Consider the following 22471-nt stretch of genomic DNA (forward strand, 5'->3'; position numbering starts at 1 on the left):
CGACATGACCCGCTCGTCGCGCTGGCTGCTGGGCCTCGCCGCGGTCGCCGTGGCCTTCGCGGCCGCCGACACCTACGTCGTCGTGCTGGCCCTGCCCGACATGATGGCGAGCGCGGGCATCCCCGTGGAGCAGCTGCAGCGGGCGGCGCCGATCGTCTCCGGCTTCCTGCTCGGGTACGTCGCGATGCTGCCGCTGATCGGCCACATCGCCGACCTGCGCGGGCGGGTGCCGGTGCTCGTCGCGGCCCTGCTCGTCTTCGCGCTGGGCTCGCTGCTCACGACCCTCGCCTACGACATGCCGACGATGGTCACCGGCCGGTTCCTGCAGGGCGTCGGCGGCGGCGGGCTGGTGCCCGCCACCCTCGCCCTGGTCGCCGACCTCTACCCGGTCGAGCGGCGCGGCGTACCGCTCGGGGTGGTGTCGGCAGTCCAGGAGATCGGCAGCGTCCTCGGCCCGCTGTTCGGCGCGCTGGTGCTGGCGGTCGCCGACTGGCGGGCGATCTTCCTGATCAACCTCGCCGTCGGCCTCGTGCTCGCCGCCGCGATCCACCACCTGGGCGGTGACCACACGGTGGTTGAGGAGGGCGTTCTGCGCCCGTCTCGAAACCACCGGACGTTCGACTGGATCGGCCTCGCCCTGGCGCTCGTCACGCTGGTCGCGGGCACCCTCGTATTCGTCCAGCCCAGCGAGCTGATGCGCGACCTGACCTGGGGCCGGCTGTTCATCCCGTTGACCGGCGACAGCCGCTGGCTCACCCCCCTCGGCCTCATCGCGATCGGCGCCTTCGTGCTCCTCGTCCTGCGCTGCTGCACGGCACCGCGCCCGCTCCTCGACATCCGCGGGTGGATCCGCACCGTGCGCGAGGCCGACGCGCTCGGCGCGCTGCTGCTCGCGCTGGCGCTGGCCGGGATCGTGCTGGCGTTCGCGACCGCCGACCCGAAGGTGCAGGTCTTCTCCGACCAGGGCGCCTGGTACCTGCTCGCCGCTGCCCTCGCCGCCGTCGCCTTCGTCGTGCACGTACGCCGTGTCGAGCGGCCGCTCGTCCCGGCGGGCGCGATGCGGCGTACCCCCGCCTGGGGCGCGATGCTCGTGAGCTTCTTCGTCGGCGCGGCCCTCATCGCCGCCCTGATCGACATCCCGCTCTTCGCGCGCACCACGGTCTACCCCGGGTCGCAGCTGATGGCGGCGCTGGTGCTGGTGCGCTTCCTGGTCGCCCTGCCGGTGGGTGCCGTCGTCGGCGGCTACCTCACCCACCGCCTGCCGGCCGGGGTCGTGACCGCCGCCGGCATGGCGCTGGCGGCGGCCGGCTTCCTCTGGATGGCGACGTGGGACCTCGAGTCCCTGGAGAGCCCGGTCTCCACGCTGCCGCTGGTGATCGGCGGCCTGGGCTTCGGGCTCGCGCTCGCGCCGGTCAACGCGGCCGTGCTCGCCAGCACCGACGACGACGTCCACGGCCTCGCGAGCGCCTTCGTCGTCGTGTCGCGGATGGTCGGCATGCTCGTCGGCATCTCCGCGCTCACCACCATCGGGCTGCGCCGCTACTACGCCGAGCAGGCCGACGTGCCTCCGGTCCGCGAGGTCTGCGACGGCGAGAGCCGGTGCGCCGAGTTCACCCGGCTGCTCAAGCTCGCGGGCATCGCGCAGGAGCAGACGGTGTTCATCGGGGCCGCGGTCTGCGCCGTCGTCGCGGCCCTGCTCGCGCTGCTCCTCTTCCGCAACGCCCCGACCCGGGCGATCTCGACCGGCGACCTGCTGCGCTCGGCCGGCTGATCCTCGGTTATGTTCCCCGGGTGACCTTCGACGACCTGCTGGCCGCCAACCGGGATTTCGCCGCCTCCTTCGACCTCGCCGGATTCGACGGCGTCGCCCACGCCGGCGTCGCGATCGTCACCTGCATGGACTCACGCATCGACCCGCTGGGGATGCTCGGGCTCAAGCCCGGCGACGCCAAGATCTTCCGCAACCCCGGCGGGCGCGTCACGCCGCAGGCAATGGAGGCCCTGGTGCTCGCCGTGCACCTGCTGCGCGTCGAGCGGGTCCTGGTCGTCCCCCACACCCGCTGCGCCGTCGCCAGCAGCACCGAGGAGGAGCTGCGCGAGCGGGTCTCCGCCTCCGCCGGCATCGACGCGTCGTGGCAGCCGTTCCCCGTCATCGCCGACCAGGTGTCCGCCCTCGGGGAGGACGTCCACAAGGTCCGCTCGCACCCGCTCGTCCCCGACTCCGTCGAGGTGGGCGGCTTCATCTACGACGTCGACACCGGCCTGCTCGACCAGAGGTTCTGAGGGAGGCGAAATAGGGAGGTCGCACCCACAACAGGGGCATCTCCCCGATTCGCAGACCCCGCCCCCGCCGCCAGTCTCGTCCGGTCAGGAACCGAACGAGAGGAGGCGGCCATGCCGCTCCACACGCAGGTCCACTCGCGCAAGCGCTCCCGCATGACCCGGCGCCGGCTCGCCGTACTCGTCGCGGTGTCGGTGCTGACCCCGACGACCGCCGCCGCCGCGCCCGGCCATGACGGTCCGGGGCACGGACCGGAGCCCGGACCGAAGGTCCGCGCCCAGGTCGAGGACGTGCGCGACCACACGGCGAAGTACCGGCACCCGAAGCGCGCGAAGGCCGACGGCTACGCGCTGCTCCGCGACGCGGCCGGCATCGCCTGCATCGACGACCCCGCGGGCGGCATGGGCGTCCACCTGGTCGACGGCGACGCGGTCGCCGACGGGCGGGCCCGCGCCGGACACCCCGAAGCGCTGGTCTACGAGCCGACCGCCCACGGCAAGCGGCTGGTCGCGGTCGAGTACGTCGTCTTCCGCTCCGACTGGCGCGCGAAGCACCCGACCGGCCGGCCCCGGCTCTTCGGCCGGCCGTTCCACTTCGTCGGCGCCGACAACCGCTACGGGCTGCCGCCGTTCTACGAGCTGCACCTGTGGGCGTGGAAGCACAACCCCGCCGGACTCTTCGACGACTGGAACCCCCGGGTCCACTGTCCACCCGCTCGGCGCTAGGAGCCGAGCGGGCCACGTCGGCCGACGGCGCCCTCCCCACCCCCTCAGGCCGGGGCGCCGTCGGCCGATGGACTCCCCGACACCAGATCCACGACCAGGGAGGTCACGCGCCGCATGGCCGACTACAACGTGCTGACGCACTCGGACATGGTCACCGCCGGTCGCCAGCACTACCGCGGCCGCTCCGGCCGCGCGCCCGAGCACCACTACATCGAGGCGACGATGATCGAGCTCACCACCAACCAGAGCTACGACTTCGTCGGCCTGGTCCCCGCGTGGGGCGACCGCGAGCCGCTCTACATCTTCGCGTCGCGGCTGGTGCTGCGTAACCAGGAGGAGAAGCACCGCCTCGGCGGTCAGGCGTCGAGCGCCTCCATGTCGACCTCGTAGGCGCCCTGGACGATGAACTCCTTGCGCGGAGCGACGTCGGAGCCCATCAGCAGCTCGAAGATCCCCGACGCGCTCTCGGCGTCGTCGATGGTCAGCCGCCGCAGCGTGCGGTGGCGCGGGTCCATCGTGGTCTCCGCCAGCTGGTCGGCGTCCATCTCGCCGAGCCCCTTGTAGCGCTGCACCGGGTCCTTCCAGCGGATGTTCTTCTTCTTGAGGTCGGCCAGCTTCCGCTGCAGCTCGTCGTCGGAGTACGTGTAGACGTACTTGTCCATCCCCTTCCTCGGGTTGGAGATCTCGATGCGGTGCAGCGGCGGCACGGCGGAGTAGACCCGCCCGTCGGCGATCAGCTCGGGCATGTACTTGAAGAAGAGGGTCGCGAGCAGGCAGCGGATGTGGGCGCCGTCGGAGTCGGCGTCGGCCATGAAGATGATCCGGCCGTAGCGGCGGGCCTCGAGCTCGAACGTGCGTCCGGAACCCGCCCCGACGACCTGGATGATCGAGGCGCACTCGGTGTTCTTGAGCATGTCGCCGACCGAGGCCTTCTGGACATTCAGGATCTTGCCGCGGATCGGCAGCAGCGCCTGGAACTCGGAGTTGCGTGCGAGCTTGGCGGTGCCGAGCGCCGAGTCACCCTCGACGATGAACAGCTCGGTCTTGTCGTTGTCGGCCGCGCGGCAGTCGGCCAGCTTGGACGGCAGCGCCGACGACTCCAGGGCGTTCTTGCGGCGCTGGGTCTCCTTGTGCTGGCGCGCGGCGAGGCGCGTCTTGGCCGCGTTGGCGACCTTCTCCATGACGAGCTTGGCCTGGGCCTTCTCGGCGCGCTTGGTCGACGTCAGGAACTTCTTCAGCTCGGCCGACACGACGCGGCGTACGACGGTGCGTGCGGCCGGCGTGCCGAGGATCTCCTTGGTCTGACCCTCGAACTGCGGCTCCGCCAGGCGCACGGTGACGACCGTGGTCAGACCCTCCAGCACGTCGTCCTTGACGACGTCGTCGTCGTTGACCTTGAGCACCTTCGTGGCCTTCATCGCGTCGTTGAAGGTCTTGGTGATGGCGCTCTCGAAGCCGCTGACGTGGGTGCCGCCCTTGGGCGTGGCGATCACGTTGACGAACGACCGCAGCACGGTCTCGTAGCCGGTGCCCCACCGCACGGCGACGTCGACGTGGAGCTCGCGCTCGACGTCCTGCGGCGTCATGTGCCCCTTGTCGTCGAGCAGCGGCACGGTCTCGGTGAACGTGTCGGAGCCCTGGAGCCGGACGATGTCGGTGACGGGCTCGTCGGGCGCCAGGAAGTCGGCGAACTCGGCGATGCCGCCGTCGTGGCGGAACTTCTCCTCCCGCGGCGTCTCCCCCCGCAGGTCGCGGATCACCAGCTCGAGGCCGGGGACGATGAACGACGTCTGGCGCGCGCGGCCGATGAGGTCGTCGTAGACGAACCCGGCGTCCTTGGTGAAGATCCGCCGGTCCGGCCAGAAGCGGATGCGCGTGCCGCTCCGGCCCTTCGCGACCCGCCCGCCCTTGCGGGTCAGCCCCGACTTCGGCTCGAACGCCGCGTCGGGCCCCTCGCTCGCGAAGACCCCGGGCGTGCCGTGGCGGAACGACAGCCCCTGCGCCGACGGCGAGCGCTCCACGTCGATGTCCATCCGCGCCGACAGCGCGTTGACGACCGACAGGCCGACGCCGTGCAGGCCGCCCGTCGCGACGTACGAGCCACCGCCGAACTTGCCTCCCGCGTGCAGCTTCGTCGCGACGACCTCGACGCCCGGGAGCCCGGTCTTGGGCTCCTTGTCGGTCGGGATGCCCCGGCCGTCGTCGTGGACCTCGGCGGAGCCGTCGGCGTGGAGCGTCACCTCGACGGTGTGCGCGGCGCCCGCGAGCGCCTCGTCGACGCCGTTGTCGATGATCTCCCACAGGCAGTGCATGAGGCCCCGGGTGTCGGTGGACCCGATGTACATGCCGGGGCGCTTGCGGACCGCCTCGAGCCCCTCGAGGACGAGGAGGTGCGCTGCGTTGTACGTGTTGTCGGCGATCGTGGGGCTCCTGCGGGATGGACGGGAAATCCGGTCGTGCGTCGGCTCCGAATCTACCTGCGACACGCCGGGCACCGGTGCAGGCACGCCTGCCAGGCCCCGGTCTAGCGTGGAGAGCGCTTCCCCGGCTCGACCGCGTGGGATCCACGTCACGATGTGGACACGATCGGGTATATGGTGCCGCGTTTCGGCACCGGGGCCCGGTCCTGCCCGTCAAACTCGACAGCACCTCTGGACCAGTGACCGAATTTGTGCACCGACACCCTTTCAACGCATGGAAATGTGCCGATGGGGGAAGGTGGAACGTGATTGGATCGACGTGTTCCGCACCACGGTTCATCAGCACCAGGACGGGAATCTTGGGACCGATGGCTACGTTGTGGCAGACACCGAGGCAGTACGAGAAATGAGGCCGATGTGACCACTGCAGTTGCCCCCAGCACCGCGGCGCTGAGCGCAGCGGACCGTTGCGACCGTTGCGGAGCCCAGGCCTACCTTCGCGTGGAGCTCCAGTCAGGTGGTGAGCTGCTCTTCTGCGCCCACCACGCCCGCGAGCACGGGGACAAGCTCAAGGAGATCGCCGTCAACGTCGTCGACGAGACCCACAAGCTCTCGAACACCCCCGCCAGCGCCAGCGACGACGAGCGCTGACCGCTCGTCCCCGACTTCCGCCGCGGCCCCGGACCTCGTGTCCGGGGCCGCGGCGCATTTGGCCGTCGTCGATCTGTGGGAGATTGCTCCCGTGACCGCCGCCACCGTCATCGCCGCCCTGCTGGTGGCCGTCGGGCTCGTGGGGATCGTCGTGCCGATCCTGCCCGGGTCCGTGCTGGTCGTCGCCGGCGTCCTCGTCTGGGCCTGGGCCGAGGGCGGCGCCACCGCGTGGGCGGTGTTCGCCGTGGCCACCGCGCTGGTGGCCGCCGGCCAGGTGGTCAAGTACGTCGTCCCCGGTCGCCGGCTCCAGGTCGCGGGCGTGCCGGCCACCACCCAGGCGGTCGGCGCGCTGCTGGGCGTGGTCGGGTTCTTCGTGGTCCCCGTCGTCGGGCTGTTCATCGGCTTCGTGCTCGGCGTCTACCTCGCCGAGGTCGTGCGCCTGGGCAGCAGGGAGGCCTGGCCCTCGACCGTCCACTCCCTCAAGGCCGTGGGCCTGAGCATCGTCATCGAGTTCCTGGCCGCATTCGTGGCCGTCCTCGTCTGGATCGGCGGAGTCGTCGCGACATGAGCGTGCTGCTGTCGCTGCTGGCGGCCGCGTCGTACGGCCTCGGCGACTTCAACGGCGGCATCTTCTCCAAGCGCGGCGGCGCCTGGGCGGTGTCCCTGATGGCCCAGCTCGCCGGCACCCTGCTGGTGCTGACGGTCGCGCTGGTCGACGGGGGCTCACCGACCGCAGGCGACCTCGGGTGGGCGCTGGTCGCGGGGGTCAGCAACGGCTTCGGCACGGCGTTCCTCTACCGCGGGCTCTCCTCGGGCCGGATGGGCGTCGTGGCGCCGGTGTCCGGCGTCGGGGCCGTGCTGGTGCCGGTCGTGGTCGGCGTGGCCGCCGGAGAGCGTCCCGGCGCGCTGGTCTGGCTGGGCATCCTCGCCGCGCTGCCGGCGATCTGGCTGGTCTCCCGCGAGCCGGCCGACGAGGGCCCGCCCGTCGGCCCCGGCTCCGGCCTGCTCGACGGGGTGCTCGCCGGCCTCGGCTTCGGGTCGCTGTTCGCCGCCCTCGCCCAGATCTCCGAGGAGGCCGGCTGGCTGCCGCTCGCCCTCAACCAGCTGGTCGCGGGCGTGGCGATCATCGCGATCGCGACGACGCTCCGGCAGGACTGGGTGCCGCGCAACCGCTACGCGCTCGGCGGGATCATCAGCGGCGCCCTCGGGTCGCTCGCGACCGGGCTCTTCCAGGTCGCCACCCAGCGGGGCTTCCTGACCGTCGCCGCGGTCATCACCTCCCTCTACCCGGCGTTCACGGTGCTGCTCGCCGCCACGGTGCTGCGCGAGCGGGTGCACCGGACGCAGGCCCTCGGGCTCGCGCTGTGCGCCGGCGCGGTCGTCCTGGTGGCCGCGGGCTGATGAGCCGTCGCGCGATGGGAACCTGAGGACCATGAGCGTGGACGCCGTCGTCGTCGGCTCCGGGCCCAACGGGCTCGCCGCCGCGGTCACGTTCGCCCAGCACGGGCTCTCGGTGACCGTGCTGGAGGCGCACGACGAGATCGGCGGCGGCACCCGTACCGCGGAGCTGACCGTCCCCGGCCTGCGCCACGACGTCTGCTCGGCGATCCACCCCTTCGGCGTCGGCTCGCCGTACCTCCGCTCGCTGCCGCTCGCCGACCACGGCCTGGTCTGGCGCTGGCCGGAGGTCGACCTCGCGCACCCGCTCGAGGACGGTACGGCAGGGGTGCTGGTGCGCGACCTCGACGAGACGGCCGCCGGCCTCGGCGTCGACGGCGACCGCTGGCGCTCGATCTTCGGACCGCTCGCGCGGCGCTTCGACGACGCGGCACCCGACATCCTGGCGCCGATGCTGCACGTCCCCCGGCGGCCGGTGGCGCTCGCGCGCTTCGGGCTCCGGGCCGCGCTGCCCGCCACGGCCCTCGCGCGCGGCTTCCGCACCGACGCCGCCCGCGCGCTCTTCGCCGGCTGCGCGGCCCACATCTGCCGCCCGCTGGACCGGCCGACCACCGCGGCCGTCGGCGTCACGCTCATCGCGTCCGGCCACCGGCACGGCTGGCCGGTGGCCGAGGGCGGCTCGCGGGCGATCACCGACGCGCTCGCGAGCCTGCTGCGCTCACTCGGCGGCGAGATCCGCACCGGCGTCCGGGTCCGCGCGTTCGCCGACCTGCCCGAGGCCCGGGTGCGGCTCTTCGACACCTCCCCGACCGGGTTCGCCGACATCGCGCGTCGCCCGCGGCCGCGGTGGCGCTACGGCATGGCGGCGTACAAGCTCGACCTGGCCGTGCGCGGCGGGGTGCCGTGGACGGCCGAGGCGTGCCGGCGGGCCGGCACCGTCCACGTCGGCGGCACGTTCGAGGACGTCGCCCGGGCCGAGGCGCAGGCGGCGCGCGGCGAGCTGCCGGAGCAGCCGTTCGTGCTCGTCGGCCAGCAGTACCTCGCCGACCCGACACGGTCGGTCGGCGACGTGCACCCGGTGTGGGCCTACGCCCACGTGCCGCACGGGTACGCCGGCGACGCGACCGACCTCGTGCTCGACCGGCTCGAGCGGTTCGCGCCCGGCCTGCGGGAGCGGATCGTCGCGCAGCACGTCACCGACCCGGCCGGCTTCGCGGCGTACAACCCCAACTTCGTCGGCGGCGACATCGGCTCCGGCATGGTGTCGGTGCCCCAGCTGGTACGGCGCGCGCCGTACACCACCGGGGTGCCGGGCACCTACCTGTGCTCGGCGTCGACAGCCCCCGGTCCCGGCGTCCACGGCATGTGCGGCCACCGGGCCGCGCTGCGCGCGCTCGCCGACCTCGACCGGGTCTCCAGGGCCTGAGGCGGGCGTCAGTCCAGGTAGTCGCGCAGGACCTGCGAGCGCGACGGGTGCCGCAGCTTCGACATGGTCTTGGACTCGATCTGGCGGATCCGCTCGCGGGTGACGCCGTAGACCTTGCCGATCTCGTCGAGGGTCTTCGGCTGGCCGTCGGTCAGGCCGAAGCGCATGCTCACGACGCCCGCCTCACGCTCGGAGAGCGTGTCGAGGACGGCGTGGAGCTGCTCCTGGAGCAGCGTGAACGACACGGCGTCGGCCGGGACGATCGCCTCGGAGTCCTCGATCAGGTCACCGAACTCGGAGTCGCCGTCCTCGCCGAGCGGCGTGTGCAGCGAGATCGGCTCGCGGCCGTACTTCTGGACCTCGATGACCTTCTCGGGGGTCATGTCGAGCTCCTTGGCGAGCTCCTCCGGGGTGGGCTCGCGGCCCAGGTCCTGGAGCATCTGGCGCTGCACGCGGGCGAGCTTGTTGATGACCTCGACCATGTGCACCGGGATGCGGATGGTGCGGGCCTGGTCGGCCATCGCGCGGGTGATGGCCTGGCGGATCCACCACGTGGCGTACGTCGAGAACTTGTAGCCCTTGGTGTAGTCGAACTTCTCGACCGCGCGGATCAGGCCGAGGTTGCCCTCCTGGATCAGGTCCAGGAAGAGCATGCCGCGACCGGTGTAGCGCTTGGCGAGGCTCACGACCAGACGGAGGTTGGCCTCGAGCAGGTGGTTCTTCGCGCGGCGGCCGTCCTCGGCGATCCACTCGAGCTCCTCCTCGAGCTTCGCCGCGGTCTTGCCGCCCTTGGCGAGCTTCTCCTCGGCGAAGAGGCCGGCCTCGATCCGCTTGGCGAGCTCGACCTCCATCTCGGCGTTCAGCAGCGGCACCTTGCCGATCTGCTTGAGGTAGTCCTTCACCGGGTCGGCGGTCGCGCCCGCGACCATGACCTGCTGCTCGGGCTCGTCGGTGTCGTCGGCCGCGGAGACGACGAACGAGGCCTCCTTCTCGTCCTCCTCGATGGAGGGGTCGGTCGCGACGTCCTTCTCGAACTGCGCGTCGGAGATGTCCGGGAGGACCTTCTTGCCGTCCGGCCCGATCACGACCTCCTCGACCTGCTCGCCGACGGTCTCGCCGGCGGGCGGCTCGGCGTCCTTCTTCGCGGCGGCCTTCTTCGCGGGAGCGGCCTTCTTGGCGGGCGCGGCCTTCTTGGCCGGTGCCTTCGCGGTCTTGGCGGTCGTCGTCTTGCGCGTCGACGTCGCCGCGACGGCGCGGGTCGTGGCGACCGGCAGGTGGACCGAGATCCCCAGCGAGCTCAGGTGGCCGAGGAGGGCCTTGAGGTGGCGCGGCTCGACCGCGGCGTCCTCACTGGCCTGTCGGACCTCTTCCGGGGTGAGGCTTCCCGTCGGCCTCCCCCGCTCGATGAGGGCCACGACGGACGGGTGCGACAGCACCTCGGCAGGGAGCATCTTGCGTGCGTTCGAGGACACGAACACCTCTCGTGAAACGACGGTCCGACCAGATCATGGGCGCGGCCCATCCCGGTGTCGTCAAGAGCCGCGCTGACCATTCTGCCACGCACCCCCAGAGGATTCGGCAATCCCCCACCCCCGGCGGCGCGGCCGCGAGATCGTCAGGCCGGCACGGGTGCGGGCTCGGGGGTGGCGCCGACGCCCGCGAGGTCCTGCGGCACCGAGGGTGCCGGCGTACCGGAGAACTCGGCCATCACGGTCGTCTCGGGCTGCGCCGGATCGATCCAGATCCGGGACGCGCCGTGCTCCTCCAGGATCGCCTCGGTCCGGGTCAGGAGCGCGTCCAGCAGTTCCAGGGGCAGACCAGACGAGACGGTGAGGACGTGGACCGTGTGCACGAGGCACCCTCCATGGCTGCTGCGTTCTCCCGGCGGTCGAGCCACTCCGCCAGTGCGCGGCCCCCGCGGGGCCGCTTGAATCCGACAACAGCCGACCATAATTGCTGCCGGGCGCGCGGTCACGGCCGTACCCCACATGGGGTATATCTCACCGTCCTCCCGCGATTCCCCGGCGCTCCGACGGGAGTAATGACTCAATGGAAGCCTGGAGGCCTGATCGGGGTGGGTCATCAGGACGAAGCCGGTGCGGCAGCACCGGTGGGTCAGGCCTACTGGGGGTAGAGCATGGACGTCGTCGAGCTGGTGGACCAATCCGCGGCCACCGCGCTGCAGCACGCATCCGCGCTGCAGGACCACCTGCGGTCGGCCGACGGCAGCCCGATCATGCGGGAGTGCCGCGCCGAGATGCACCGGCTCGTCGGCGACATCGTGTCGCTGCGCAACGCCGCCGAGCTGCTCAAGCGCCAGACCCTGCTCGACGCCTGATCCGACCTACCCGGCCGTGGCGGACTTCGCGGCCGCCTTCTTCTGCTTCTTGTAGTCGCGCACCTTCTGCAGGCTCACCGGGTCGACCACGTCGGCGACGGACCGGTACCCCTCCTCGGCGTACGCCCCCACCGCCGTCTCCCAGCCCGTCGGCCGTACGTCGAGCTGCTTGGCCAGCAGCGCCACGAAGATCTGCGCCTTCTGCTTGCCGAACCCCGGCATCTCCATCACGCGCTTCAGCAGGTCCTTGCCGTCGGACGCCTCGGTCCAGATCCGCTCCGTGCGGCCGTCGTACTTCTCCTCGATCAGCCCGGCGAGCGTCTGCAGGCGCGCGGCCATCGACCCCGGGAACCGGTGGATCGCCGGCGGCGTCGAGCACAGCGCGGCGAACTCCTCGGGGTCGGCCGCCGCGATCCGCGCGGGCTCGAGGGTGCCGAACCGCTCGAGCACCTTCGCCGGTCCCCGGAAGGCGTGCTCCATGGGGTACTGCTGGTCGAGCATCATGCCGACCAGCAGCGCGAACGGGTCGTCGGTCAGGACCTGGTCGGCGTGGTCGTCGCCGGTGATGTGGATCGTGGCCATGTCGACATCTTGCCGCAGGTCTGCGTACGACGTCCCCGGCCGCGAGCGCTGCACGACCCGCTACATCACCACGGCTTGTACTTGACCACGTAGCGCGAGCCGACTTCCCGCCGTAGCCGGTCGACCAGCGTCCTCGCGCGCTGGTCGAGATCCCGGTACGCCTCCTCGGTTCGAAGCGACGGATTCTCATCGAGGTGGTTCATGGCCCGTCCCCAGGAGGAGAGGTCCCGGATCAGCGGCTCGCTCAGCCCGAGCACCTGACGCAGCCAGGTGGGCTCCTCGGGAAGAAGGCCCTCCCTGTCCCACAGCGGAACCGCGACGGTGTAGTCCCACATGAACCGGATGACATCACCACTGACGGTGATGTCGAGCAGCTCCTCGTCGTCGAACCCCGCGTTCATGTCGGCATTCGACCACAGGACGTCACATGGGCAGAGCCCGTTTCCGCACACGAAGCCGCTCCGCCCACCTCGGTGAGCGGAGCGGTCGTGGCGACCCGTCGTTGCGCTCGGCTGGGCCGACGGGTCGCCGGTCAGCGGGTCAGCGCAGGGCCGGCCAGCGACGTACGACGTTCGTACGCGCCCAGGCCTTCCCGGCACCCCAGGTGTCGCCGGCGTAGGTGAGCGCCAGCACGACCAGGCTGATCGCGCCGAGCACGTGGTCGTCGAGCACCGGGTTGTTGTCGGGGAGCAGGTAGACCGTCCACATCATCATGTAGAGCAGCGCACCGGCGGCGCAGGCGATCCGCATCCCGACGCCGAAGGTCAGCGCGAGGCCGATGCCCAGCAGGCCGGCCATGAACAGCCAGTCGGCCCACCAGTCGCCCGCGATGGAGTGGTAGAAGTCCTCGAACGGGCCCTTCGCACCGAACGTGAGGAACCCCTCGGTCGGACTGCCGCCGTTGATCCAGGCGGCGTCGCCGAACCGGTCGAGGTTGCCCTCGGCGTCGTAGCCGGTGTGGTACCCGAGGGCCAGGAGCTTGTCGAAGAAGGCCCAGAGGAACGTGAGGCCGAACGCGACGCGCAGGACGGCGAGCGCGCGGGCGGCCGCGAGGGTCAGACCCCGAGCGCCGGTGGCGGGTTGCGGGGTCGTGGTGGTGGCGTGCGAGCCGTGGATGGTGCTCATGGGGTCTCTCCTCCCGTGGTCGTGCGGCTTTCGTGCTGCTTCGAGTCCACTCCTGCCGCCCGCCCGGCGACAGGGGCCGGATGCCTCCGGCAGGGGGACCTTGGTCCGTCGGCGGTCAGTCAGCGCGGACCACGCGCGCCGCGAAGTCGTCCGGGTGTCGCCGTTCCAGCTCGTCGAGCAGGCCCTGCCGCTCGCGCACGAGGTCGAGTGCCATCGCCGGCGTGGTGTGCGCGTCGTTCAGGCGCTCCGACGTACGCCGCCAACGCCGCTCGAGGTCGCGGTCGCTCAGCTCGGCGAGCTCACCGGCCAGCAACGTCGGCCAGCGACTGTGGAGCCACGGCGTCACGCGTTGCAGCAGGCGCGGGGCGGACAGTCCCAGCATGAGGAGCACCGGCATCGCCCAACCGCCGATGGCGTTCGGCAGGCCCACCAACAGCAGGCCGATGACGCCGAACCACCGGGCGCAGAGACCGGCGATCCGCCGTCGCGGGCCCCGGTCCTCCCAGGACCACCCGAAGGCGGCGCCGAGCCCCGCGATCATGCCCACGGAGACCGTCAGCGCCCACCAGCCGAGCTGCGCGCCACCGCCGAGCAGGGCGACCAGGGCGGCCACGGACACGGCCACGTTCCAGGTGCGGCGGTACGCACTCATGGAGACAGCGTCGTCCGCGGAGCGACGCAGCGGCAGGGCCGAATGACCCAGTGGTGACGGCCATCCGGGTCACGGCGAGCCGGACCCGAACCGCCCGAACGACCTAGTTGTACCTAGAAGTACCTAGTCGGCCTTGACGGCGAGCACCGGGCAGTGCGCGTCGAGAAGCACCCGCTGGGCGTTGCTGCCGAGGATGAGCTTGCCGACGGGCGAGCGGCGCCGCAGGCCGATCACGATCAGCTCGGCCTGGCAGGCCTCGGCGATGCTGATCAGGTCCTCGGCCGGCTCGAAGCCGCGGACGAGCTGGCGGACCTCGTACTCGACACCGGACTCGTCGAGGGTCTTGCGCACGGCGCTCATCTCGCGGTCGACCTGGGTGGAGGCGTCCGCGTCGAAGTCGGCGCCGCCCCGGTGGGAGTTCACGACGACGAGGCTCGCGCCTCTGAGCTTCGCCTCGGCCAGGGCGGTGCTGAGCGCAGCCTCGCCCTCCGGCTTGGGCACATAACCCACGACGACCTTGCCCATCGATCCTCCCCAGCTCGGAAATCGGTGACCAGTCCGGGCACGCGGCCCACCGGAACCGTAACCGATCCGGACGCGCACACGCATGCCTGTGGACGACACCTGCACGGCGGCGGGGTCCCGGCGAGGCTGGGCACCGACGACGGGAGGCCCGGCATGACCAGCCCACGCAGCAACATCGAGGGCATCCACGAGCCGGTCGGCCGGCCGCTCGAGGCCGTGCTGCGGCGTGCCGTCCTCGACCACGCGACGAGCGAGCACCGCCGGCACCACTCCCCGCTGCTCCACGTGGGCTGGCCGGGAGTGCGGGAGGAGGTGTTCGCGGGCGACCCCGGCGACGCACTCGACCACGCGCTGCGCTGCGACGTCGTCGCGGCCCTGCTGCGCGGCGCCCGCCGCAACGCGCCGGTCTCCGGCGCCGTCCCGATGCTGTGGCTCACCCGGTCGGCGCCGCTGATCGCCGGCGACGTCGACCTCGAGTGGCTCTCAGCGGCCCGCGCGGCGACGGGCGAGGCCGGCCTCGACCTCACGCTCGTCCTGGTCAACCGGCACGGCTGGCTGGACCCGCGCTCCGGCGTACGCCGCGAGTGGAAGCGGCTGCGCCGACGCTGACCCCGCGCTGGGGCGCCGTCAGTCCCAGGTGTGGACCGGCTCGTTGCTGTGCATGCGGTCGCGGTAGTCGAGGAGCGCGGCGCGCAGGGCGTCGTAGCGATCGCGGTCGCCCTCCGCGTGCACCCGGCCGACGAACCACTCGGCGCCGTTGGTGCCGCGCAGGCAGCGCTCCTCGATGATCCCGAGCAGCCGGTCGCTCTCCGAGCTCGGCACGCCCCACGACGCGAGGCCCTCGCGGGCCAGCGGGAGCAGCCGGCGCAGCACCAGCTCGGTGGCCCGGACCTGCCCGATGCCCGGCCAGTAGACCTGGGCGTCGATGCCCTGCCGGGACGCGACGTGGAAGTTCTCCTCGGCGGCGCTGAAGGACATCTGCGACCACAGCGGCCGCTGGGTCTCGGCGAGCGCCCGAACCAGGCCGAAGTAGAAGGCGGCGTTCGCGATCGTGTCGGCGACGGTCGGCCCCGCGGCGAGCAGCCGGTTCTCCACCCGCAGGTGGGGCACGCCGCCGGACACGTCGTACACCGGACGGTTCCAGCGGTAGATGGTGCCGTTGTGCAGCCGCAGCTCGGCAAGCTTCGGCGTGCCGCCGCCCTCGAGGACGGCGAGCGGGTCCTCCTCGTCGTCGACCGGCAGCAGGGCCGGGAAGAACCGGACGTTCTCCTCGAACAGGTCGAACACCGAGTTGATCCACCGCTCCCCGAACCACACCCGGGGCCGCACGCCCTGCGCCTTGAGCTCCTCGCTGCGCGTGTCGGTGGCCTGCTCGAAGAGCGGGATCCGGGTCTCGCGCCACAGCTCCCGCCCCAGCAGGTACGGCGAGTTCGCGGCCAGCGCGACCTGGACGGCCGCGATCGCCTGCGAGGCGTTCCAGTACGCCGCGAACTGGTCGGGCGAGGTCTGCACGTGGAACTGCGTGCTGGTGCACGCGGCCTCCGGCACGATCGAGTCGGCGGTGGCGCGCAGCCGGTCCGGTCCGTCGATCGCGATCGTGATGTCCTCGCCGCGGGCGTTGAGGATCTGCTCGCTGAGCAGCTTGTAGCGGGGGTTCGCGCTCAGGCTGCTGGTGCTCATGTGGCCCTCGCCGAGGGTCGGGAGGATCCCGATCATCACCATGTGCGCGCCCACCGCGGCGGACTTCGACTCGGCGTCGTTGAGGCTGCGCCGCAGGTTGCCCTCGAAGGTGCTCAGGCCGCCCTCGCGCAGCTTCGCCGGGGGCACGTTGATCTCGATGTTGAACTGCCCGAGCTCGGTCTGGAAGTCCTCGTCGGCGATCGCCTCCAGCGCCTGCGCGTTCTTCAGGGCCGGGTCTCCGGCCTCGTCGACCAGGTTGAGCTCGACCTCCAGGCCGGTCATCGGGTCGTCGGTGTCGAAGCGGGCCTCGCGCAGCATCCTGGCGAAGACATCCAGGTTGCGGCGCACCTTCTCCCGGTGGCGGGTCCGGTCGGCGCGGGAGAACTCCTGAGCTTCCACCTCTTCGCCCATGACCAGACCTTAGAGGCTCACAGGGGTCTGCCAGGAGGCTTCGGTGCGCGCAATCACGTCGTCGACGACGGCCGGCACCCCCGCCGCGCGCTCGAACGCGGCGCGCTGCCGGGTCGCGCCGTTGTCGCTCACCGCTCGCACGAGCAGGTCCGAGACGCGGTCGAGGTCCCCGGCCTCCTCCAGGGCGGGGCGCACGTGCCGGACGAGGGACTCGACGACATCGCGGGCCGGCGCGAGCTCCCGGGACCGCGGATCGACGAGGGCCTCGGCCATGCCGAACCGCGAGGCGCGCCAGTGAGCCGCCCGCAGCGCCTCCACCCGCCAGCCGGGCGCCGACCACCCCTCCTGCCAGTCCCGCGCCGACGTCTCGACGAGCGCCCGGACCAGGGCGACGATGCCGACGGCCAGGACCGGGTCGGTGCAGACGTCGCAGACGCGGACCTCCACCGTCGGGTGGTCGACCGACAGCCGGGCGTCGAAGTAGAGCATCCCCCGGTCGCGGGCCACCCCGAGCTCGATCATGGTCCGGCCGACCTCGCGATAGCCCTCGAGCGAGCCGAACGCCTCGGTCTGCCCGGCACTCGGCCAGCGCGACCACACCTGTGAGCGCCAGGAGGCGTAGCCCGAGTCGCGACCTTCGACGAACGGCGAGTTCGTGCTGAGCGCGAGCAGTACCGGCAGCCACGGTGCGATGCGGTCGATGACCCCCACGCCCTCGTCGTCGGACTCGATCGCCGTGTGCACGTGCATCCCGCAGGTCCCGCCGGTGCGCGCGACCTCGCCGTAGGTGTCGACCATGTCGCGGTAGCGGTCGTTGGGACTCACCACCGAGCGGTCGCCGCCGAGCGGGACGATGCCGCACGCACCCACCCGGAGGTCCGCGGCCCGGGCCGCCTCCCCGGCGGTGCGCCTGCCCGCGACCAGCTGGGCGAGGACGGCGTCGAGGTCCGTCGCGGGGTCGGTGCGCGTCTCGAGCTGGTGGCGGAACAGCTCCTGGTCGAGCTCGTCGGTCGCGGCGCGGGGCGGCTGGCGGCCGTGGCCGTGCTCGCGGAACTCCTTGAGCACGGCGGGTGCCGCCGCCACCACCTCGCGCGTCGTCGGGTCGAAGAGCAGCAGCTCCTCCTCCACGCCGACGGTACGAACCGTCCCTCCCATGCCGGAGCACTACCCCGGGCCTCCTGGCGGCATGCCCAGGGTCCAGTCGAAGCCGCCCTCCCACGTCTGCGGCGGCACGGCGCGCGTGAGCAGCTCGGCGACCATCGTGCCCAGCGAGTGGCCGGCGTCCACGTCGAGGCAGCGGTCGACCGCGCACCACGCCAGCGCGCCGTGGCCGGCCTGCCAGGCCGCGAAACCCAGCAGGGCGGCCGGTGCGGGCACCAGCGGCTCCGGAGCGCGTCGCACCACGTCGGACCAGAGCTCGACGTGCTCGCGGGCGCGGTCCCGGCACAGCGGCGACCAGGCGGCATCCCGCACCCGGGTGTCGAGGATGCCGCGGAGCAGCCGGGCGACCTCGGCGTCGTCGGGGCTGGTCGCGCGGTCGACGTGGCGCACGACGAGCTCACGCGCCCACAGGCCCTCGTCGAGCGCCGGGGCCGGCTCGCCGGTCAGCGCGGCCAGCGCGGCGACGACCCGTCCGACCCCGGCGGGGTCCGAGGCGATCGAGGCGGCCAGCTCCTCCCGCGACGCGTGCACCACCCGCCCGTCGTAGACGGCCTGAACGGCGAATCGGTGGGCGGACACGTCGTAGGGCACGCCGAGGGCCGAGACGCCCGAGCGGGGCGGCACGGCGTACCAGCGGCGGCCGTCGGCGCGCAGGCCGTCGAGCACCTCGACCCCGGCCTCGGCCAGCCTCCGGACCGTGGCCCGCAGCGCCCGGTCGGCGAACGGTCCCCGCTCGCTGTAGACGACGAGGATCGCCCAGGGCGCGCCGTGCTCGGCGGCCGGCTCGGCGAGTCCCTCGGCCATCTCGGCGACGTCGGAGAACCGGGTCGGCAGGTCGGCGCGGGCGTGGAAGGGCGTGTCGGTGCCGAAGGTCAGCATCACCATCGACTCGGACGGCTCGAAGCCGAGCACGACCGGCACGACGGCGAGCACGTCCTCGGGCGTGCGGGCGGTCATGGGGGTCGGCGCCAGGTCATCGGGCAGGTCGTCTGGCTGGTCACCGGAGAAGGCGGCACGGTCTGCGGTCATGGCACGACGGTCCCCGCGGCGGCCGACATCGGCAGCCCGCGTCGGACGCGGCTGGGGACAGCCCTGTCGGAACGTCGCCTGTGGACGCAAACCGGGCCGTCCGGCCGGCGTCGGTGGGCCGCGATAGGTTGCGCGGGTGCGAGCGGTTGCGTCGGTGCTGCACCTCGACCTCGACGCGTTCTTCGCCGCCGTCGAGCAGCGCGACAAGCCGTCGTTGCGGGGCAAGCCGGTCGTCGTGGGCGGCGTCGGCGGCCGGGGAGTCGTGTCGACCGCGTCGTACGAGGCCAGGCAGTACGGCGTGCGCTCGGCCATGTCCACCCGGGAGGCGCGGGCGCGGTGCCCCCACGCCGCGTTCCTGTCCGGCAGGTTCCACGCCTACCGAGACACCAGCGAGCGGGTGATGGGGCTGCTGCGCTCCGTCTCCCCGCTGGTCGAGCCGCTGTCGCTGGACGAGGCGTTCGTCGACCTCGCGGCCGCCGACCGCGCGGAGCACCCACTGCTCGGCGACCTGTCGGTGGCGGACGTGACCGCCTTCGCCGAGGACCTCCGCGAAAGCGTCGCCGAGGCGACCGGAGGACTGACCGCGTCCGTGGGCATCGGCACGTCGAAGTTCATCGCGAAGGTCGCCAGCGACCTCGACAAGCCCGACGGCCTGGTCGTGGTCGCCCCGGGCACCGAGCGCGACCTGCTGCGGCCGATGAACGTGTCGGTGATCCCGGGCGTGGGCCCGGCGACCACGGAGCGGCTGCGCCGGGTCGGCGTGCACACGGTCGAGGAGCTCGAGACGCTCAGCGAGGACGAGCTGGTCCGGCTGCTCGGCAACGCGTCGGGGCGCTGGCTCTTCGCGCTCGCCCGCGCCGAGGACGACCGGCCCGTGGTCGCCGAGCGGGAGGCGAAGTCGGTGAGCGTCGAGGGCACCTACGACCACGACCTGACCGACCGCCGCCTGATGGAGCAGCTACTGGCGCGGCAGGCCGGAGACGTCGCCCGGCGGCTGCGCAAGGCCGGGCTGTCGGGGCGGACGGTCACGATCAAGGTGCGGCTCCACGACTTCACGACGCTGAGCCGGTCGAGCACGCTGCCCTCCCCTACGGACGTGCCGGCGACGATCGCCCGGCTCGCGCGGTCGCTGCTGGCAGACCTCGACACCTCGGGCGGGGTGCGGCTGCTCGGCGTCGGCGTCTCCGGGCTCGCCGACTGGGTGCAGGAGGACCTCTTCGGCGAGACCGAGGAGGACGAGGAGGAGCTCCCCGAGGTCGAGGTGCCGCACCACTCCCGGCGCGCCTGGGCGCCCGGCATGGACGTCGTGCACGCCGACATGGGCCGAGGATGGGTGTGGGGGTCGGGCCGCGGGGTCGTGACCGTCCGCTTCGAGACCGCCGAGACACCGGCCGGTCCGGTGCGCAGCTACGCCACCGACGACCCGGAGCTCACGGCCTGGCAGCCGCCGCGTCCCGACGACGGGTGAACCGCAGCTCGTCCCCCGGCCGCAGCTGCGCGCACTGCCACAGGTCGGCCTCGTCGACCACGGCGAGCACCGGGTAACCGCCGGTCGGCGGGTGGTCGGCCAGGAACACCACCGGCACCCCGCTCGGCGGCACCTGCACCGCGCCGAGCACCATCCCCTCGCTCGCCAGCTCGCCGGGACGGCGCCGCGGCAGCGGCGGCCCGTCGAGGCGCAGCCCGATCCGGTCCGAGTCCGCGGACACGACGTACGTCGTGGCGCACAGCCGGTCGAGCGCGTCGTCGTCGAACCAGTCCGCCCGCGGCCCCGCCGAGACGCGCAGCGGGCCTCCCCGCGGGACGCGGGGCGTGTCCAGGGGCCGCGGCAGCCCGCTCGGCTCCCCCACCGGGAGCCGGGCGCCCGCCTCGACCTGCGGCGGACCCACCCACGCGAGCGTGTCGGTCGACCGCGATCCGAGCACGGGCTCGACGGCCACCCCGCCGGCGACGGCGACGTAGCTGCGCAGCCCGCGGGGCGGCGTGCCCAGCGTCAGCGTGGACCCGGCGGGCACCCACTCGGCGCTGGCGTGCGCCCGCGCGGAGCCGTCCACGCCGAGCGGCACCGGCGCCCCGGTGACCGCGACCCAGCAGCCGGCGTCCGCACGCAGGGACAGCCCGCCGAGCAGCACCTCGAGCACGGCGGCGTCGGCGTCGTTGCCGACGAGCCGGTTGGCCAGCTCCGCAGCCGGTACGTCGAGCGCACCCGCCCGCGGGACGCCGAGATGGGCGAGCCCGCGCCGCCCGCGGTCCTGGACGGTCACCAGCGGCCCGGTCGCCAGCACCTCGAGGCTCATGACGCCTCCCGGAAGCGGACCCGAGTGCCCGGCGCGAGCAGCGCCGGCCGGTGCCGGTCCTGGTCCCACAGCGGCGCGTCGGTGCGACCGAGCAGCCGCCAGCCGCCGGGCGACGCGGTCGGGTAGGTGCCGCACCACGCGCCGGCCAGGCCGACCGAACCGGCCGGCACCCGCGGTCGCGGCGACTCCAGCCGCGGCACGGCCAGCTCGCAGGGCAGCCCGGCGAGGTAGGCGAAGCCGGGGGCGAACCCGCAGAAGGCAGACACGAACTCGAGGCCGGTGTGCCGGGCGACCACCCCCGCGACGTCGGTGCCCCACGCCTCGGCGACGAACTCGAGGTCCGGCCCGTCGTACACGACCGGCACCTCCACCAGCTCCCCGGCCGGCGCCTCCGACGTCGGCGTCCACGCCCGCAGGCGCGCGGCCAGGGCGACGACGTCGGGCACCCCGTCGAACAGCACCGTCTCGGCCGCGGGAACCACCTCGACCGCCTCGACCCGCGCCGACCGCGCCCAGGTGGCGAGCGCGAGGGCCTCGGCCGGGCCGGCCACCTCCGCGAGGAGCGCCGCGGGGCCGATCGGTCGCAGGTCCATGGGGTCAGTGTGGTCCCGAGCAGCGCGGAAATGAGGAAGGGCCCCCGGTGGTATGAGCACCAGGGGCCCCTCGGTCAGTCGGTCCGGTGACGTCGCCGACCCACCGGTCAGGTCCTCCGGCCCCGCCCACCCCGTCACCGGGTGGTCGCTGCGAGTCGCCCCGCAGTGCGGACCTTCGTCCCTGTCCGATCCCCAGCTCCCCGTTGCCGGTCGGCTGGTGAGGAGAGTTCTACGTGGTCCGGGTCACACGCCGCAAGGGGTCCCGGCGAACCCACAGCGCGATCCACAGGGCGGGCCCGACGATCCACAACACGAGCGCACAGTCCACAGCGATCGGTCCAGACCTGTGGAGAAGTCTGTGGATCACCGCGGCCCTGCAGCTGTAACGGGGTGTTGTGGCCTCTGGCGCCCCGTCACACCGGGTCAGAAGACGCTCCGACACCCCGTTACAGCTGACGGCGTGATCCGACCAGCGCTCTCACGTGAACGCCCGCAACACCAGCCCGGCGGACTCCAGCGCGGCGCGTACGGCGCGGGCGTGGCCGACCGCGCCGGGGCTGTCCCCGTGCAGGCAGATCGAGTCGACCTCCTCCGCCAGCGCCAGGGCCTGGGCGACGATCTGGTCCACGTCCTCCACCAGGGCGCCGGGCTCCGTGCGCGGCACGAGCCGGCCGTCGGGCGTGTAGCCGCGGTCCGGGAAGCCCTCCCGGAAGGCCGCCCGCCCAGTCTCCACGGCGCGCCGCAGGAACGCCCCCGGCATCCCGAGCACCGGCAGGTCGGCCGAGCCGGCCAGCACCGCTGCCGCCTGCTCCCCGTCGTCGATCACCCGGTGGTAGAGCGCGCCGTGCGGCTTGACGTAGCGGACCGCCGTACCTTCTGCCGCTGCGATCTCGGCCAGCGTCCCGACCTGGTCGGCGACCTGACCGCGCAGCACGGCGTAGGAGACGTCGCGCGCGACCCGCCCGAAGTTCTCCCGGTCGTCGTAGGAGACCTGCGCCCCGACGGCGACCCCGAGCCGGGCCGCCTCCGCGCACACCGCGTGCATGATCGCGGCGTTGCCGGCGTGGTAGCCGCACGCGACGTTGGCGCTGGTCACCACCGCCAGCAGGGCGGCGTCGTCGGTGACCTCCTCCCCCAGGTCGGCGTTGAGATCCACGGTCCGGGGCGTCATGCGAGC

25 protein-coding genes are annotated in these 22471 nt (G+C 72.8%); 11 read left to right on the top strand and 14 right to left on the bottom strand.

The features are described 5' to 3' along the window. Positions 1-4 precede the first annotated feature (4 nt). The 4 genes from ACFQQI_RS24610 to ACFQQI_RS24625 all read left to right on the top strand — a co-directional run bounded on the left by ACFQQI_RS24610 (position 5) and on the right by ACFQQI_RS24625 (position 3396). Entirely contained in the window at positions 5-1771 is a 1767-nt protein-coding gene (locus tag ACFQQI_RS24610) for an MFS transporter (RefSeq protein WP_378569257.1), read from the top strand. A 20-nt stretch (positions 1772-1791) separates the two neighbouring features. Next, positions 1792-2283, top strand: coding sequence for a beta-class carbonic anhydrase (locus ACFQQI_RS24615; protein ID WP_378569258.1), 492 nt, complete (start codon positions 1792-1794; stop codon positions 2281-2283). 111 nt (positions 2284-2394) lie between these two features. Further along, positions 2395-3006, top strand: coding sequence for a hypothetical protein (locus ACFQQI_RS24620; RefSeq protein WP_378569259.1), 612 nt, complete (start codon positions 2395-2397; stop codon positions 3004-3006). A 114-nt stretch (positions 3007-3120) separates the two neighbouring features. Then, complete coding sequence (locus tag ACFQQI_RS24625; RefSeq protein WP_378569260.1) at positions 3121-3396, top strand: hypothetical protein; 276 nt, start codon at positions 3121-3123, stop codon at positions 3394-3396. Here ACFQQI_RS24625 and ACFQQI_RS24630 read toward each other — a convergent pair. Then, positions 3363-5351, bottom strand: coding sequence for a type IIA DNA topoisomerase subunit B (locus ACFQQI_RS24630; RefSeq protein WP_378569535.1), 1989 nt, complete (start codon positions 5349-5351; stop codon positions 3363-3365). The two genes, ACFQQI_RS24625 and ACFQQI_RS24630, sit on opposite strands and share 34 nt — an antisense overlap. Before the next feature lie 492 nt (positions 5352-5843). Here ACFQQI_RS24630 and ACFQQI_RS24635 point away from each other — a divergent pair, with 492 nt between their 5' ends. The 4 genes from ACFQQI_RS24635 (at position 5844) to ACFQQI_RS24650 (ending at position 8901) form a co-directional block, all read left to right on the top strand. Continuing rightward, on the top strand, positions 5844-6077 hold the full coding sequence (locus ACFQQI_RS24635; RefSeq protein ID WP_378569261.1) for a hypothetical protein: 234 nt from the start codon (positions 5844-5846) through the stop codon (positions 6075-6077). Positions 6078-6168: 91 nt separating this feature from the next. Continuing rightward, positions 6169-6645: a DUF456 domain-containing protein gene (locus tag ACFQQI_RS24640; protein WP_378569262.1), complete on the top strand. Its 477-nt coding sequence runs from the start codon at positions 6169-6171 to the stop codon at positions 6643-6645. After that, positions 6642-7478: an EamA family transporter gene (locus ACFQQI_RS24645; RefSeq protein ID WP_378569263.1), complete on the top strand. Its 837-nt coding sequence runs from the start codon at positions 6642-6644 to the stop codon at positions 7476-7478. Before ACFQQI_RS24640 ends, ACFQQI_RS24645 begins: the two co-directional genes overlap by 4 nt. A gap of 31 nt (positions 7479-7509) precedes the next feature. Further along, positions 7510-8901: a phytoene desaturase family protein gene (locus ACFQQI_RS24650; protein ID WP_378569264.1), complete on the top strand. Its 1392-nt coding sequence runs from the start codon at positions 7510-7512 to the stop codon at positions 8899-8901. An 8-nt stretch (positions 8902-8909) separates the two neighbouring features. Here the strand turns inward: ACFQQI_RS24650 and ACFQQI_RS24655 are convergent, their stop codons facing one another. Next, a complete protein-coding gene (locus tag ACFQQI_RS24655; RefSeq protein WP_378569265.1) occupies positions 8910-10379 on the bottom strand; it encodes an RNA polymerase sigma factor in 1470 nt (489 codons plus the stop codon). A gap of 137 nt (positions 10380-10516) precedes the next feature. After that, the gene (locus ACFQQI_RS24660; RefSeq protein ID WP_378569266.1) at positions 10517-10753 is read right to left on the bottom strand and encodes a hypothetical protein; all 237 of its coding nucleotides are present in this window, start codon (positions 10751-10753) and stop codon (positions 10517-10519) included. Positions 10754-11038: 285 nt separating this feature from the next. Here ACFQQI_RS24660 and ACFQQI_RS24665 point away from each other — a divergent pair, with 285 nt between their 5' ends. Further along, positions 11039-11239: a hypothetical protein gene (locus ACFQQI_RS24665; protein WP_378569267.1), complete on the top strand. Its 201-nt coding sequence runs from the start codon at positions 11039-11041 to the stop codon at positions 11237-11239. A 6-nt stretch (positions 11240-11245) separates the two neighbouring features. On the opposite strand, the gene ACFQQI_RS24670 is transcribed toward ACFQQI_RS24665, so the two are convergent. The 5 genes from ACFQQI_RS24670 to ACFQQI_RS24690 all read right to left on the bottom strand — a co-directional run bounded on the left by ACFQQI_RS24670 (position 11246) and on the right by ACFQQI_RS24690 (position 14123). Next, entirely contained in the window at positions 11246-11821 is a 576-nt protein-coding gene (locus tag ACFQQI_RS24670) for an HhH-GPD-type base excision DNA repair protein (protein ID WP_378569268.1), read from the bottom strand. A 65-nt stretch (positions 11822-11886) separates the two neighbouring features. After that, positions 11887-12222, bottom strand: a complete 336-nt coding sequence (locus tag ACFQQI_RS24675; RefSeq protein ID WP_378569269.1) for a hypothetical protein — start codon at positions 12220-12222, stop codon at positions 11887-11889. Positions 12223-12361: 139 nt separating this feature from the next. Continuing rightward, complete coding sequence (locus ACFQQI_RS24680) at positions 12362-12946, bottom strand: hypothetical protein (RefSeq protein ID WP_378569270.1); 585 nt, start codon at positions 12944-12946, stop codon at positions 12362-12364. Between the two features lie 115 nt (positions 12947-13061). After that, positions 13062-13598 carry a hypothetical protein gene (locus tag ACFQQI_RS24685; RefSeq protein ID WP_378569271.1) on the bottom strand — a complete coding sequence of 179 codons (537 nt, stop codon included), beginning with the start codon at positions 13596-13598 and terminating at the stop codon, positions 13062-13064. A 123-nt stretch (positions 13599-13721) separates the two neighbouring features. After that, positions 13722-14123 carry a universal stress protein gene (locus ACFQQI_RS24690; RefSeq protein WP_378569272.1) on the bottom strand — a complete coding sequence of 134 codons (402 nt, stop codon included), beginning with the start codon at positions 14121-14123 and terminating at the stop codon, positions 13722-13724. Positions 14124-14276: 153 nt separating this feature from the next. On the opposite strand from ACFQQI_RS24690, the gene ACFQQI_RS24695 reads away from it, so the two are divergent. Next, the gene (locus ACFQQI_RS24695) at positions 14277-14732 is read left to right on the top strand and encodes a hypothetical protein (protein ID WP_378569273.1); all 456 of its coding nucleotides are present in this window, start codon (positions 14277-14279) and stop codon (positions 14730-14732) included. Positions 14733-14750: 18 nt separating this feature from the next. Here the strand turns inward: ACFQQI_RS24695 and ACFQQI_RS24700 are convergent, their stop codons facing one another. The 3 genes from ACFQQI_RS24700 to ACFQQI_RS24710 are packed head-to-tail and all read right to left on the bottom strand — an operon-like array spanning position 14751 to position 18404. Beyond that, positions 14751-16214 (bottom strand): glutamate-cysteine ligase family protein, encoded by a 1464-nt coding sequence (locus ACFQQI_RS24700; RefSeq protein ID WP_378569274.1) that lies wholly within the window; start codon positions 16212-16214, stop codon positions 14751-14753. Between the two features lie 9 nt (positions 16215-16223). Next, positions 16224-17369 carry a glutamate--cysteine ligase gene (locus ACFQQI_RS24705; protein WP_378569275.1) on the bottom strand — a complete coding sequence of 382 codons (1146 nt, stop codon included), beginning with the start codon at positions 17367-17369 and terminating at the stop codon, positions 16224-16226. A 9-nt stretch (positions 17370-17378) separates the two neighbouring features. After that, entirely contained in the window at positions 17379-18404 is a 1026-nt protein-coding gene (locus ACFQQI_RS24710) for a DUF4192 domain-containing protein (RefSeq protein WP_378569276.1), read from the bottom strand. A gap of 136 nt (positions 18405-18540) precedes the next feature. Here ACFQQI_RS24710 and ACFQQI_RS24715 point away from each other — a divergent pair, with 136 nt between their 5' ends. Further along, positions 18541-19872 (top strand): DNA polymerase IV, encoded by a 1332-nt coding sequence (locus ACFQQI_RS24715; protein WP_378569277.1) that lies wholly within the window; start codon positions 18541-18543, stop codon positions 19870-19872. Here the strand turns inward: ACFQQI_RS24715 and ACFQQI_RS24720 are convergent. The 3 genes from ACFQQI_RS24720 to ACFQQI_RS24730 form a co-directional block, all read right to left on the bottom strand. Then, complete coding sequence (locus tag ACFQQI_RS24720) at positions 19835-20701, bottom strand: biotin-dependent carboxyltransferase family protein (protein WP_378569278.1); 867 nt, start codon at positions 20699-20701, stop codon at positions 19835-19837. The two genes, ACFQQI_RS24715 and ACFQQI_RS24720, sit on opposite strands and share 38 nt — an antisense overlap. After that, positions 20698-21294: an allophanate hydrolase subunit 1 gene (locus tag ACFQQI_RS24725; protein WP_378569279.1), complete on the bottom strand. Its 597-nt coding sequence runs from the start codon at positions 21292-21294 to the stop codon at positions 20698-20700. Before ACFQQI_RS24725 ends, ACFQQI_RS24720 begins: the two co-directional genes overlap by 4 nt. Positions 21295-21772: 478 nt before the next feature. Continuing rightward, positions 21773-22465 carry a LamB/YcsF family protein gene (locus ACFQQI_RS24730; protein ID WP_378569280.1) on the bottom strand — a complete coding sequence of 231 codons (693 nt, stop codon included), beginning with the start codon at positions 22463-22465 and terminating at the stop codon, positions 21773-21775. Positions 22466-22471: the final 6 nt, after the last annotated feature.

The sequence above is a fragment of the Nocardioides sp. GCM10030259 genome (assembly GCF_042666375.1).
Classification (GTDB): domain Bacteria; phylum Actinomycetota; class Actinomycetes; order Propionibacteriales; family Nocardioidaceae; genus Nocardioides.

Coding starts and splice junctions, on each gene's coding strand:
- ACFQQI_RS24610 (WP_378569257.1), top strand. CDS start 5: ATGACCCGCTCGTCGCGCTGGCTGCTGGGCCTCGCCGCGGTCGCCGTG.
- ACFQQI_RS24620 (WP_378569259.1), top strand. CDS start 2,395: ATGCCGCTCCACACGCAGGTCCACTCGCGCAAGCGCTCCCGCATGACC.
- ACFQQI_RS24625 (WP_378569260.1), top strand. CDS start 3,121: ATGGCCGACTACAACGTGCTGACGCACTCGGACATGGTCACCGCCGGT.
- ACFQQI_RS24630 (WP_378569535.1), bottom strand. CDS start 5,351: ATGTACATCGGGTCCACCGACACCCGGGGCCTCATGCACTGCCTGTGG.
- ACFQQI_RS24645 (WP_378569263.1), top strand. CDS start 6,642: ATGAGCGTGCTGCTGTCGCTGCTGGCGGCCGCGTCGTACGGCCTCGGC.
- ACFQQI_RS24650 (WP_378569264.1), top strand. CDS start 7,510: ATGAGCGTGGACGCCGTCGTCGTCGGCTCCGGGCCCAACGGGCTCGCC.
- ACFQQI_RS24665 (WP_378569267.1), top strand. CDS start 11,039: ATGGACGTCGTCGAGCTGGTGGACCAATCCGCGGCCACCGCGCTGCAG.
- ACFQQI_RS24670 (WP_378569268.1), bottom strand. CDS start 11,821: ATGGCCACGATCCACATCACCGGCGACGACCACGCCGACCAGGTCCTG.
- ACFQQI_RS24675 (WP_378569269.1), bottom strand. CDS start 12,222: ATGAACGCGGGGTTCGACGACGAGGAGCTGCTCGACATCACCGTCAGT.
- ACFQQI_RS24680 (WP_378569270.1), bottom strand. CDS start 12,946: ATGAGCACCATCCACGGCTCGCACGCCACCACCACGACCCCGCAACCC.
- ACFQQI_RS24685 (WP_378569271.1), bottom strand. CDS start 13,598: ATGAGTGCGTACCGCCGCACCTGGAACGTGGCCGTGTCCGTGGCCGCC.
- ACFQQI_RS24690 (WP_378569272.1), bottom strand. CDS start 14,123: ATGGGCAAGGTCGTCGTGGGTTATGTGCCCAAGCCGGAGGGCGAGGCT.
- ACFQQI_RS24695 (WP_378569273.1), top strand. CDS start 14,277: ATGACCAGCCCACGCAGCAACATCGAGGGCATCCACGAGCCGGTCGGC.
- ACFQQI_RS24700 (WP_378569274.1), bottom strand. CDS start 16,214: ATGGGCGAAGAGGTGGAAGCTCAGGAGTTCTCCCGCGCCGACCGGACC.
- ACFQQI_RS24705 (WP_378569275.1), bottom strand. CDS start 17,369: ATGGGAGGGACGGTTCGTACCGTCGGCGTGGAGGAGGAGCTGCTGCTC.
- ACFQQI_RS24710 (WP_378569276.1), bottom strand. CDS start 18,404: ATGACCGCAGACCGTGCCGCCTTCTCCGGTGACCAGCCAGACGACCTG.
- ACFQQI_RS24720 (WP_378569278.1), bottom strand. CDS start 20,701: ATGAGCCTCGAGGTGCTGGCGACCGGGCCGCTGGTGACCGTCCAGGAC.
- ACFQQI_RS24725 (WP_378569279.1), bottom strand. CDS start 21,294: ATGGACCTGCGACCGATCGGCCCCGCGGCGCTCCTCGCGGAGGTGGCC.
- ACFQQI_RS24730 (WP_378569280.1), bottom strand. CDS start 22,465: ATGACGCCCCGGACCGTGGATCTCAACGCCGACCTGGGGGAGGAGGTC.